This window comes from Pseudomonas sp. Y24-6, assembly GCF_020295325.1.
Taxonomy (GTDB): domain Bacteria; phylum Pseudomonadota; class Gammaproteobacteria; order Pseudomonadales; family Pseudomonadaceae; genus Aquipseudomonas; species Aquipseudomonas gregormendelii.
Window position 1 is genome coordinate 409,842 of the sequence record NZ_JACBXG010000005.1, and the last position, 11,933, is coordinate 421,774.

The 11,933-nt window shown below is 59.7% G+C and carries 13 protein-coding genes; 7 read left to right on the forward strand and 6 right to left on the reverse strand.

What is annotated here, in order from left to right; translation table 11 throughout:
* Positions 1 to 627: 627 nt before the first annotated feature.
* Positions 628 to 2,136: a malate dehydrogenase (quinone) gene (gene mqo, locus HYI44_RS12770; RefSeq protein ID WP_225569545.1), complete on the forward strand. Its 1,509-nt coding sequence runs from the start codon at positions 628 to 630 to the stop codon at positions 2,134 to 2,136.
* Between the two features lie 53 nt (positions 2,137 to 2,189).
* Here the strand turns inward: mqo and HYI44_RS12775 are convergent, their stop codons facing one another.
* From HYI44_RS12775 to HYI44_RS12790, 4 genes are all read right to left on the reverse strand, one after another.
* A complete protein-coding gene (locus tag HYI44_RS12775; RefSeq protein ID WP_122838759.1) occupies positions 2,190 to 2,477 on the reverse strand; it encodes a PA4642 family protein in 288 nt (95 codons plus the stop codon).
* Between the two features lie 63 nt (positions 2,478 to 2,540).
* Complete coding sequence (locus HYI44_RS12780; RefSeq protein WP_225569546.1) at positions 2,541 to 3,026, reverse strand: hypothetical protein; 486 nt, start codon at positions 3,024 to 3,026, stop codon at positions 2,541 to 2,543.
* A gap of 152 nt (positions 3,027 to 3,178) precedes the next feature.
* The gene (locus HYI44_RS12785; protein WP_045059242.1) at positions 3,179 to 3,652 is read right to left on the reverse strand and encodes a WbuC family cupin fold metalloprotein; all 474 of its coding nucleotides are present in this window, start codon (positions 3,650 to 3,652) and stop codon (positions 3,179 to 3,181) included.
* A gap of 3 nt (positions 3,653 to 3,655) precedes the next feature.
* On the reverse strand, positions 3,656 to 4,213 hold the full coding sequence (locus HYI44_RS12790; RefSeq protein ID WP_007905841.1) for a hypoxanthine-guanine phosphoribosyltransferase: 558 nt from the start codon (positions 4,211 to 4,213) through the stop codon (positions 3,656 to 3,658).
* A 163-nt stretch (positions 4,214 to 4,376) separates the two neighbouring features.
* Between HYI44_RS12790 and upp the strand changes: the two genes are divergently transcribed.
* Both upp and HYI44_RS12800 read left to right on the forward strand, forming a co-directional pair.
* Positions 4,377 to 5,015, forward strand: coding sequence for a uracil phosphoribosyltransferase (gene upp / locus HYI44_RS12795; RefSeq protein ID WP_045059241.1), 639 nt, complete (start codon positions 4,377 to 4,379; stop codon positions 5,013 to 5,015).
* Positions 5,016 to 5,017: 2 nt separating this feature from the next.
* Positions 5,018 to 6,292 carry a uracil-xanthine permease family protein gene (locus HYI44_RS12800; RefSeq protein ID WP_045059240.1) on the forward strand — a complete coding sequence of 425 codons (1,275 nt, stop codon included), beginning with the start codon at positions 5,018 to 5,020 and terminating at the stop codon, positions 6,290 to 6,292.
* 114 nt (positions 6,293 to 6,406) lie between these two features.
* On the opposite strand, the gene hemH is transcribed toward HYI44_RS12800, so the two are convergent.
* Positions 6,407 to 7,432, reverse strand: a complete 1,026-nt coding sequence (gene hemH / locus HYI44_RS12805) for a ferrochelatase (protein WP_225569547.1) — start codon at positions 7,430 to 7,432, stop codon at positions 6,407 to 6,409.
* 13 nt (positions 7,433 to 7,445) lie between these two features.
* Complete coding sequence (locus HYI44_RS12810) at positions 7,446 to 8,348, reverse strand: TIGR01777 family oxidoreductase (RefSeq protein ID WP_225569548.1); 903 nt, start codon at positions 8,346 to 8,348, stop codon at positions 7,446 to 7,448.
* Positions 8,349 to 8,543: 195 nt separating this feature from the next.
* Between HYI44_RS12810 and HYI44_RS12815 the strand changes: the two genes are divergently transcribed.
* From HYI44_RS12815 to HYI44_RS12830, 4 genes are all read left to right on the forward strand, one after another.
* Positions 8,544 to 9,530: an NAD(P)/FAD-dependent oxidoreductase gene (locus tag HYI44_RS12815; protein WP_045059237.1), complete on the forward strand. Its 987-nt coding sequence runs from the start codon at positions 8,544 to 8,546 to the stop codon at positions 9,528 to 9,530.
* Positions 9,527 to 9,742 (forward strand): TIGR02450 family Trp-rich protein, encoded by a 216-nt coding sequence (locus HYI44_RS12820; protein ID WP_122838753.1) that lies wholly within the window; start codon positions 9,527 to 9,529, stop codon positions 9,740 to 9,742. Before HYI44_RS12815 ends, HYI44_RS12820 begins: the two co-directional genes overlap by 4 nt.
* A 271-nt stretch (positions 9,743 to 10,013) precedes the next feature.
* Positions 10,014 to 10,973: a YbgA family protein gene (locus HYI44_RS12825; protein WP_122838752.1), complete on the forward strand. Its 960-nt coding sequence runs from the start codon at positions 10,014 to 10,016 to the stop codon at positions 10,971 to 10,973.
* Entirely contained in the window at positions 10,973 to 11,914 is a 942-nt protein-coding gene (locus HYI44_RS12830; RefSeq protein ID WP_225569549.1) for a MerR family transcriptional regulator, read from the forward strand. Before HYI44_RS12825 ends, HYI44_RS12830 begins: the two co-directional genes overlap by 1 nt.
* Positions 11,915 to 11,933: the final 19 nt, after the last annotated feature.

Genomic DNA, 11,933 nt, shown 5'->3' on the forward strand with positions numbered 1-11,933 from the left:
GTCAATGCGCCTGTATTGACCCTCGACATCGCCCACAGAGAGCCGCCCACACAGATCGAGTGAAGCTGGCGTGCTGCTGTTTCCTGAGCAAAACCCCTACTTTTCGCGAATCTGCAGAGCTGTCGTTACGCTCGGTCACTGAGCTGTTTGCCCGTTTTGCCTGTCATGCACTCCATGAAGGCGATCCAGGCACGGTGCCAGGCTGGGACAGCCCTTTTTGAGGTTCACGTCTTCAAAAGAGCGTGAAAAAAACGGGTTTTCACAACTTCACAAGAGTGTGGCGAGCAAATGAATAGTTTTGCGTCTGAACATGCACCATTAGCGTCTGAAACAGCCCAACGACACAGGACCGAGTACTCCTCGAACACCGGAGCCTGAAGCCTGTCCGCTACGGATTTGGTTGCACAAACGGATGTATCGACCATAAGTCGAATTGCCTCCCGCGCGCTGAAATGAGTTCATGTAGCTCATAGGCCCGGCCGGTAGCGTCCGTCGAAGTTGCGATAAATTGCGAAGATTCGGACATGGAGATCCTGGCCATGAGTACCTGGGGCATCACTGACACGCCCCGGAACACCTGGCAGCCATGCCGACAATTTGGTGCTGCAGATTTTGGAGACGCGTTAAATGGCGCATAACGAAGCAGTCGACGTAGTACTGGTAGGGGCCGGCATCATGAGTGCCACCCTGGCCGTACTGCTCAAAGAGCTCGACCCCGCAATCAAGCTGGAAGTCGTCGAGCTGATGGATTCCGGTGCCGCGGAGAGTTCCAACCCGTGGAACAACGCCGGTACCGGTCATGCCGGGCTGTGTGAGCTTAATTACACGCCGCAGGCCGCCGACGGCACCGTCGACATCAAGAAAGCCGTGCACATCAATACCCAGTTCGAGGTGTCGAAGCAGTTCTGGTCCTACCTGACCCGCAAAGGCACGTTCGGCTCGTGCAAATCGTTCATCAGCCCGGTCCCTCACCTGAGCTTCGTGCAGGGTGACAGCGGCGTGTCTTTCCTCAAGGAACGTTTCAACATCCTGAGTAAGCACCACGCGTTCTCGGACATGGAATACACCGAAGACAAGGCCACCATGGCCGAGTGGATGCCGCTGATGATGCCCGGCCGTCCAGCCGGCGAAGTGCTTGCCGCCACTCGCGTGATGAATGGTACCGACGTCAACTTCGGCGCCCTGACCAATCAATTGCTCAAGCACCTGACCAGCGCACCCGATGCCCAGGTCAAGTACTGCAAGCGCGTTACCGGTCTCAAGCGTAATAACGGCGGCTGGACCGTCAGCATCAAGGACGTCAACAGCGGCAGCACCCGTGAAGTCGACGCCAAATTCGTCTTCCTCGGCGCGGGCGGCGCGGCCCTGCCGTTGCTGCAAGCGTCCGGTATCGAGGAAAGCAAAGGCTTCGGCGGCTTCCCGATCAGCGGCCAGTGGCTGCGTTGCGACAACCCGGAAGTGGTCAAGCACCACCAGGCCAAGGTCTACAGCCAGGCTGCCGTGGGTTCGCCGCCGATGTCCGTGCCGCACCTGGACACTCGCGTGGTCGACGGCAAGAAGTCGCTGCTGTTCGGACCTTACGCCGGTTTCACCACCAAGTTCCTCAAGCACGGCTCCTTCATGGACCTGCCGCTGTCGGTTCGCGCCGGCAACATCGGCCCGATGCTGGCCGTGGCGAAGAACAACATGGACCTGACCAAATACCTGGTCAGCGAAGTGATGCAATCGATGGAACAGCGCCTGGAATCCCTGCGCCGCTTCTACCCTGAAGCGAAAGCCGAAGACTGGCGCCTGGAAGTGGCCGGCCAACGGGTGCAGATCATCAAGAAGGACCCGAAAAAAGGCGGCGTCCTGCAGTTCGGTACCGAGCTGGTTGCAGCCAGAGACGGTTCCCTGGCAGCACTGCTGGGTGCTTCGCCGGGCGCATCGGTGACTGTTTCGATCATGCTCGAGCTGATCGAGAAGTGCTTCCCGAACAAGACGTCCGGTGAATGGGCGGCCAAGCTGGCGGAAATTTTCCCGGCTCGGGAAAAGGTTCTGGAAACCGATGCTGCGCTGTATCGCAAGATCAATGCGCACAACAACGTTGCGCTGGAACTGGTTGAAGCCAGTAACGAGACCGAAAGCTACGCTTGATTCGGCCTCACAAAAAAACGCCCCATTGGGGCGTTTTTTGTTGGTAAAAGATGTTAACCGCGAGCTTTTTCGATCAGCTCGATGTATTCGGCCGCGTTGCGCTGATCCTTAATCACCGCAACAAAGTCATTGCCCTGCTCATCCTTGCCATCGAGGTCATGCCCGGCCTCGACGAAAAACGTCAGGAAACGCTCGAAATCATCGATGCGCAAGCCGCGGTAGGCCTTGATCAGTTTGTGCAGCGACGGCGAAGTGGCGTCGACCGGCTCGAAATCGAGGAACAACTTGATCTGCTCATCGCCAATCTCGTCACCAATCACTTGCTTCTTATCTTTACGCATTGCCGACTCCAGCTCGCAGACATTTCACGGGGCGGGCAGTTTACCCCTCACTTGGCGCCGTACTCAACGCGGACGAACGCTGCCCGTGTGCAGGTCGGCCCAAACGTGGCCGTTGGCGTAGCTGAGGAACTGGCAATACACGGTGTCGTTGCGCAACAAGTCGATCACCACCCGGTATTGCGCCATTGGGTAGAAAAGCGTCAGGGTCTTGCTTGAGCCGTCGTAGGTCGGCTTCTTCAGGCTTTTGCTTTCGCCGTCGAAGTTGACCAGCACCTGATTGATGGTCGCACCTTTGTTCAAGGACTTGCCCTTGAGGCGGATCATCAGCGGCGAGGTGACGGGAATGGGCTGCTGGTTCGACTGGCGCTGGCTGCCCACCACCACCGAGTACTCGGTGACCTGGAGCAATTGCTGTTGCTCAGGTTCGGCGTCACGCACGTTCAGGTCATCGGGGGGCAGGAACTGCGAGTGCATCGGCGCAGGGGCTGCGGCCAGGGGCAGGCTTGCGGTCAGTAACAGGACGGCGCAGCTGCGAATCAAAAGGCTCATGACGGGCTCCGAAGAAGAGGCCAGCACTTTAGCATGAGTCAACATCATTCATTGTGAGAGCGAGCCTGCTCGCGATAGCGTCAGGCCAGGCGACATCTACGCGGCTGACACACCGCTATCGCGAGCAGGCTCGCTCCCACAGGGATCGAAGATCAATCGAACTGCGCGCGCATCCAGGCGTGGTATTCGGCCACACCTGGCTCGCCTTCACGGGGAGCCCAATCCGGGAGTTCGCCTTCACCTACCGGGCGATACGGGCCGGCCTTGCACTCGAACATCAGGCTGTCGGCTTCCAGCACCACCAGGCCATGAAACACGCCCGTGGGCAGGTCAACGCCAATGCTGTCGCCACCCGCCTGGAGGATACGCTTGCTCACCACCGCTCCGGACTCATCAAAGATCAACAGCCCGAGACGCCCCTTGAGTACCAGCAGGGTTTCCGCCTTGTTGTCACCCAAATGCCGGTGAGGCGGAATGTATGTGCTCGGCTGCAGACCTACCGCCATGCGGTGGCAGGCATCTTCCATCTGATGAAAGTTATGATGCTGGCGCCCGCGCGGATTCGCCGCCGCTTTCTCGGCCAGTTCAGCGAACAGCGTGTTATCAAGAAAGCTCGGCGTGGTCATTGCTTACATCCCCTTGACGGCAAAAATCCCATTGGCGTTGCGCCAGTAACCCTTGTAGTCCATGCCGTAACCGAAGATGTAGCGGTCGATGCACGGCAGGCCGACGAAATCGGCCTTGAGGTCCGGACGGGCCTTGCGGTCGTGGTCCTTGTCGATCAGCACGGCGGTGTGCACCTTGCGCGCTCCGGCGTGCTTGCAGAAGTCGATGATCGCTCCCAGGGTATGACCTTCATCGAGGATGTCGTCGATGATCAGCACGTCACGGTCGATGAACGACACTTCCGGCTTGGCTTTCCAGAACAGATCGCCACCGCTGGTTTCGTTGCGATAACGGGTGGCGTGCAGGTAGGACGCTTCCAGCGGGAACTGCAGGTGAGTGAGCAGCTTGCCGGCGAAAATCAGGCCGCCGTTCATCACGCAAAACACCACCGGATTGCTTTCAGCCAGTTGCTCGTTGATGTGCGCACCGACGCGGGCGATGGCCGCCTCGACTTCAGCTTCGGTGTACAGGCAGTCAGCCTCTCGCATGATTTGACGGATATGCTCGAGATCAGCGGACATGGCGCTCTCCAAGGGTGGCGGATTCGGGAAAAGCGGGCAAAGGTACGCATCAAGCCAGGCCAGATCAAGCGTTTGTGGACTAACGTACTCTATGTCTATAGGACAACACCCTCGGATAGATTAATCTAGGCCGGTTTTTTTGCCCGCCGCCGGAGCTTTTCCCATGCCCATCCTCGAGATCCGCCATCCGCTGATCCGTCATAAACTCGGCCTGATGCGCCGTGCAGACATCAGCACCAAGAACTTTCGCGAGCTCGCTCAGGAAGTCGGTGCCCTGCTGACCTATGAAGCCACCAAAGACCTGCCCCTGGAAGCCTACGATATTGAAGGCTGGTGCGGCACCGTGTCGGTCGAGAAAATCGCCGGCAAGAAAATCACCGTGGTACCGATCCTGCGCGCCGGCATCGGCATGCTCGAAGGCGTACTCAGCCTGATCCCGGGCGCCAAGGTCAGCGCCGTGGGCGTGGCCCGCAACGAACAGACGTTGCAGGCTCACACCTACCTGGAAAAACTGGTTCCGGAGATCAACGAGCGCCTGGCGATGATCATCGACCCGATGCTGGCCACCGGCAGCTCCATGGTTGCGACCATCGACCTGCTGAAGAAAGCCGGTTGCCGCGACATTCGCGCCATGGTGCTGGTTGCGGCGCCTGAAGGCATTGCCGCTGTGGAGAAGGCTCACCCGGACGTGACCATCTACACCGCTTCGATCGACGAAAGACTGAACGAACACGGCTACATCATCCCGGGCCTGGGCGATGCCGGTGACAAGATCTTCGGCACCAAGCAGAAGGACGCTTGAGCATGCAGGATGAGTTCAACGATCCGCTCTGGCGCACGGTGCTGTCCGGCGCGCAGATGCTGTTCGTGGCCTTCGGCGCCCTGGTTCTGATGCCTTTGATTACGGGTCTGGACCCTAACGTGGCGCTGTTCACCGCAGGGTTGGGGACGATCCTGTTCCAGATCGTCACCGGTCGTCAGGTCCCGGTATTCCTGGCGTCGAGCTTTGCCTTCATCACTCCGATCATTCTCGCCAAAGGCCAGTTCGGCCTGGCGGCGACCATGGGCGGCGTGATGGCAGCAGGTTTTGTCTACACCTTCCTCGGCCTCGCCGTGAAGATCAAAGGCACCGGCTTCATTGACCGCCTGCTCCCACCGGTGGTGATTGGCCCGGTGATCATCTCCATCGGGCTGGCCATGGCGCCGATTGCCGCCAACATGGCGATGGGCAAGGCCGGCGACGGTGCCGAGCTGATTCCTTACCAGACGGCAATGCTGATCTCGATGCCCGCCCTGCTCACCACCCTGATCGTGGCGGTATTCGGCAAAGGCATTTTCCGCCTGGTGCCGATCATCTCGGGTGTGCTGGTGGGGTTCGCCATGGCGTTCTATTTCGGCGTGGTCGACACCGCGAAGATTGCTGCCGCGCCCTGGTTCGCGATCCCGCACTTCACCGCACCGGAGTTCAACTGGCAGGCGATCCTGTTCATCGTCCCGGTGGCCCTGGCGCCAGCGATCGAACACATCGGCGGTGTCATTGCAGTCGGCAGCGTGACGGGTCGTGACTACCTGAAGAAGCCGGGCCTGCATCGCACCCTGCTGGGTGACGGCATTGCAACCACGGCAGCCGGCCTGTTCGGCGGCCCGCCCAACACCACTTATGCCGAAGTGACCGGCGCGGTGATGCTGACCAAGAACTACAACCCGAAGATCATGACCTGGGCGGCGGTCTTCGCGATCAGCCTGGCGTTCGTCGGCAAATTCGGCGCGCTGCTGCAAAGCATTCCGGTACCGGTGATGGGTGGGATTCTCTGCCTGTTGTTCGGCTCGATCGCGGCAGTGGGGATGAACACGTTGATTCGCCACAAGATCGATCTGGGCGAAGCGCGCAACCTGGTGATTGTGTCGGTGACACTGGTATTCGGGATTGGCGGGGTGCTGGTCGGCACAGGCACAGGGCCGGACGATTTCGGCCTCAAAGGCATTGCGCTGTGCGCGGTGGTGGCCATTGCCCTTAACTTGCTGCTGCCAGGGAATGACAGCTGGAAGCACAAAAAGGCGGATGAGCCTCTGCTGTAAGCCAGGCTTGAAATCGCCATCGCGGGCAAGCGTTGCTCCCACAGGTACTCAGTCGAACCACATGGATGCGCACTGACATGAAATCTGTGGGAGCAAGGCTTGGCCGCAATGCTTTTACAGCGCCAAAGGCGCTCGCTCGCACAACGTGCTCAACGCCCTAGCCCACTGCGGGTCATCGTTCAGGCACGGCACCAGCACCAACTCCTCTCCCCCCGCTTCACGGAACTGCTCCAGCCCCCGGTCGCCGATCTCTTCCAGGGTCTCGATGCAATCGGCGACAAACGCCGGACACATCACCAGCACCTTCTTAACCCCCATTCCGGCCAACTCATCAAGGCGGGCTTCGGTGTAGGGTTCGATCCACTTCGCCCGACCCAGGCGCGACTGGAATGACACCGACCACTTGCCGTCCGGCAGCCCCATCCGTTTGGCGAACTCCGATGCGCTGCGCAGGCATTGGGCCCGATAACAGGTGGCCAACACTTCTGGCGAAGCGTTCCTGCAGCAGTCTTCATTCTTGAAACAGTGCTGTCCCGTGGGATCCAGCTTTGTCAGGTGGCGCTCGGGCAAGCCGTGAAAACTCAGCAACAGGTGATCGTAATCCTGCTCCAGGTATGGCTTGGCACTGGCAACCAGCGCGTCGAGGTACTCCGGCTGATCGTAAAAAGGCTGCAGCACCGAGAACTGCACATCCAGCTGGTGCTCGCGCACGACCCGCCGCGCCTCTTCAATCACCGTGGTCACGGTGCTATCGGCAAACTGCGGATACAGCGGTGCGAGGGTAATTCGCTTGTGGCCCTGGGCAACCAGTTGCAACAGTTTGGACTCGATCGACGGCTCGCCGTAACGCATGGCCAGCTCAACCGGCCCCTGGGTCCAGTGCGCAGTCATGGCCTGCTGCAGACGACGGCTGAGCACCACCAGCGGCGAGCCCTCCTCCCACCAGATCGACGCGTAGGCGTGCGCCGACTGTTCCGGGCGCTTGATCAGGATCAGCGAGACCAGCAGGCGTCGCACCGGCCAAGGCAAGTCGATTACATACGGGTCCATCAGAAATTGATTGAGGTAACTGCGCACATCCGCCACCGAAGTGGAGGCCGGGGAGCCCAGGTTGACCAGAAGCAATGCGTGATCGGTCATGCAACGTCCTATTTCAAAGGCGGCTGGACAAGTCGTCCAAAGCCGCACGCAAATCGGTGAACTGGAAGGTGAAACCCGCTTCCAGCAAGCGGACCGGCATGGCCTTCTGGCCACCCAGCAACAACAGGGACATTTCCCCCAGGCACACTTTCAACGCCAGGCTCGGCATTGGCATGAACGCTGGACGATGCAGCACCGCGCCCAGGGTCTTGGCAAACTCGCTATTGCGCACAGGTTTCGGTGCGCAGGCATTATAAGGACCGCTGGCGGTGTTCTGGTGCAGAAGAAAATCAATCAGGCCGACCTGATCCTTGATATGGATCCACGGCATCCACTGCCGACCATTACCCAGAGGCCCGCCCATCGCGAGTTTGAAGGGCAGTAACAGGCGCGACAAAAAGCCGCCATCGTCCGACAACACCAACCCGGTGCGGATCAGGATAACGCGCAGGCCCAAGGCCTCGGCACGCTGGGCAGTTTCTTCCCAGGCAATGCACAGCTGACTGGCAAAATCGTCAATCACCGGTGCCGACTCCTCGGTCAACTCGCGCTCGCCTCCGTCGCCATACCAGCCGACCGCAGAACCGGAGATCAGCAGCGCCGGTTTCTGTTCACGGGTTTCCAGCCAGGCCAGCAAGGATTCGGTCAGGGTGATGCGGCTGCTCCACAACAGCGCCTTGCGTCTGGATGTCCAGGGTCGATCAGCAATGGGCGCGCCTGCCAGATTGATGATGGCATCCAAAGGTGCCTGCCCGAGGTCTTCCAGCCGGGCAATTCCACGGACCTGGGCGCCGCATATTTTCGCGACCTTTTCCGGTTGGCGGCTCCAGACGGTCAGCGTGTGTCCCTGGCTCAACCAGTGTTGGCAGAGTTGGCGTCCTATCAAACCAGTACCGCCGGTCAGCAATATGTGCATGACTTCTTCCTCGCGTGGCCTTTTATCCTGCTCACTAGTCTATTTTTATAAGCAGGGATCTTTGGTATCGGGCAGTGTCTGTTTAAACAATAGGCCAACCTGTCAGAACTAGAACGCTAAAAGTTATACCAAAAAACAATATTGTACAGGTTTAAACCACGGCGTAGTCTGTACAGAAAGGTAAACGAGGCCCCTATGACTGTACCTATCGCAATCATCGGCACCGGCATCGCCGGGCTCTCCGCCGCTCAAGCCCTGACAGAGCTCGGGCATGTTGTTCAACTTTTCGATAAAAGCCGCGGCAGTGGCGGTCGCATGTCGAGCAAGCGCAGTGATGCGGGGGCTCTGGACATGGGTGCGCAGTATTTCACCGCCCGTGACCGCCGCTTCTCCACCGAAGTGCAGCGCTGGCAAGCCCAGGGCTGGGTCGCCGAGTGGACGCCACAGCTGTACACCTTCCACGGTGGCCAACTGAACCTGTCGCCGGATGAACAGACCCGCTGGGTTGGCACACCGCGCATGAGCGCCATCACCCGCGGCCTGCTGGGCGACCTGGAAGTGCAGTTCGGTTGCCGGATTACCGAGGTCTACCGCGGTGAACAGCACTGGCACCTGCAGGACGCCGAAGGCTTTACCCATGGCCCATTCAGCCACGTGGTCATTGCCACCCCCGCACCGCAGGCGACTGCCTTGCTCGCCTCGGCGCCGAAGCTCGCCGGTGCCGCCGCCGGGGTTAAAATGGACCCGACCTGGGCCATCGCACTGGCGTTTGACCAGCCGCTGGACACACCTATGGAAGGTTGTTTCGTGCAGGACAGCCCGCTCGACTGGCTGGCGCGCAACCGCAGCAAACCCGGGCGTGACACCGCGCTGGACACTTGGGTGCTGCACGCGACCAGTGCCTGGAGCCGGCAACACATCGACCTGCCCAAGGAAGCCGTGATCGAACAATTGCACGGCGCATTCGCCGAATTGCTGCACAGCGCCATGCCGGCGCCCACTTTCAGCCTGGCCCACCGCTGGCTCTACGCCCGCCCAGCCAGCAGCCATGAATGGGGCACCCTGGCTGACGCCGATCTGGGACTCTATGCCTGTGGCGACTGGTGCCTGTCGGGTCGCGTCGAAGGCGCCTGGCTCAGCGGCCAGGAAGCCGCCCGTCGTCTGCACGAGCACTTGCAATGAATCGCATCAACCCAAGTAAACTGCTGCTGTCGAAATGGACGGCAGCACAACCGCAACACCGCGAAAAACACTTTATGGTGACCGAGCTGTTCCGTGATGAGGAAGGTGTGGTGCTGGAAATTGAGTTGCAGGCGGTATTAACCAAACGCAATCAACGCCTGGATTGGCAAGCCCTGAAAAATAGCGATGCCTGGATTCTGGGCTGGAATTAACCCCTGCAGGAGCGAGCTTGCTCGCGAAGAAATCCAAGACGCCGCGTTCATCCAGATTCCCCACGTCATTGTTCACCACCCTCGCGAGCAAGCTCGCTCCTACAGAGTCCTGGCGTTCAAACGCCGCCCGTGGCCCCCCCCGCCGGCAGCGCATGCATAAGCTCCTGACAAAACCTGTACAAATGATTTGACTTGTACAGCTTCGAATCTATGATGAAGTCATGTTGTACACATCTTCGGGTTTGTACAGGTCTGGATTCGAGGTGCCCTGATGTCCCACTCCGCCGTGAAACCGAAAATTGCCATCAGCGCCTGCCTGATGGGCGCCGAAGTTCGCTTCAACGGCGGACACAAGGAATCGCGGCTGTGCAGTCGCACTCTCACCGATTACTTCGAGTTTGTACCGGTCTGCCCTGAAGTGGCGATAGGCCTGGGTATCCCGCGCCAACCGATTCGCCTGATTGGCGACCCTGAACATCCTCAAGCAGTCGGCACGGTCAATCCGGACCTCAATGTCACTGAGCCGCTGGCCGCCTATGGCGAACAAATGGCCGCTGAACTGGGCGATATCTGCGGCTACATCTTCATGCAGAAGTCGCCTTCCTGCGGCCTTGACCGGGTCAAGGTCTACCATGCCAACGGTGCACCGGTAGACGGCGGCGGACGCGGCATCTACGCCCAGGCCTTTTGCGAGCGTCATCCGGATTTGCCGGTGGAAGAAGACGGCCGGCTCAACGATCCGGTACTGCGGGAAAACTTCCTGACTCGGGTGTTCGCCTATAGCGCCTGGCAACAATTACTGCGAGAAGGCCTGAGCCGTCGCGGCCTCACCGAATTCCACTCACGCTACAAATACCAGCTGATGGCTCATAACCCGGTGCAGTACAAAACCCTGGGCAACCTGCTGGGCACCATGGGTCAGACAGAGCCGGACACCATCGGCCCGCGCTATTTCAGCGAGCTGATGGCAGCCTTGAAAAAATGCGCCACGCGGCGCACCCACAGCAATGTCCTGCAGCACATCAGCGGTTATCTCAAACAGGCGATAAGCGCCGAAGACAAACAGGAAATGCAGCACGTTATTGGCCAGTACCGCCACGGCATCGTGCCATTGGTGGTCCCCATGACCCTGCTCAAGCACCACTTCCGCCAACACCCGGATCCTTACATCGCGCAACAGGTTTACCTGCAACCGCACCCGGAAAACCTCAGCCTGCGAAATGCGATTTAATGACTAACCCACTCGACACCAGCGCCAGCGAAGACCTCGGCGACGATTTCAAGAAAGCCTTGGACGAAGGCTGGCTGCCGATCCGTGAAGTGGCCCGGCAAACCGGCGTGAATGCCGTGACCTTGCGAGCCTGGGAACGGCGTTACGGCTTGATCGTGCCGCAACGCACGCCCAAGGGGCATCGGCTGTTCTCGGCTGAACATGTGCAACGCATCCTGACCATTCTCACCTGGCTCAATCGTGGCGTGGCCGTCAGCCAGGTCAAGCAACTGCTCGACACTCCACAAGTCACCAGCGAACCGATCGAAAACGATTGGCATGTGCTGCGCCAGAGCTTGCTGCTGGCAGTCACCGGACTGAACGAACGCGCCCTCGACGACGCCGTCAATCAGGCGATGGCGCTGTACCCACCGCGAACCCTGTGCGAGCAACTGTTGCTGCCGCTGCTCAAGGAGCTGGAACAACGCTGGCAGGGCCAGTTTGGCGCGCAGATGGAGCGAGGTTTCCTTTACTCCTGGTTACGCAGCAAGTTCGGCGCGCGCATTTACCACAACAACCGGCAACTACGCAGCGCGCCTGTGCTGCTGGTCAATCAGTCAGACCTGCCACTGGAGCCGCACCTGTGGCTGACCGCCTGGCTCATCAGCAGCGCCGACTGCCCCGTCGAAGTGTTCGACTGGCCGCTACCGAACGGGGAGCTGGCCCTGGCGGTTGAACACCTGCAAGCCCGTGGCGTGCTGCTGTATTCCAGTAAAGCGATGAACCTGAGTCAGTTACCGAAACTTTTGAATGGCATCGGTTGCCCAAAATTGATCGCCGGACCGACCGTCTGCATTCACCACGTCGAGTTGTCCGCAAAAACCTCCGGTATTCCCGAGCTGTTCCTGGCCGAAGATCCCCTGTCGGCGCACCAGGAACTGATCCTGCGGGGGGTGATCTGATGAGCTCAACGGACACCCG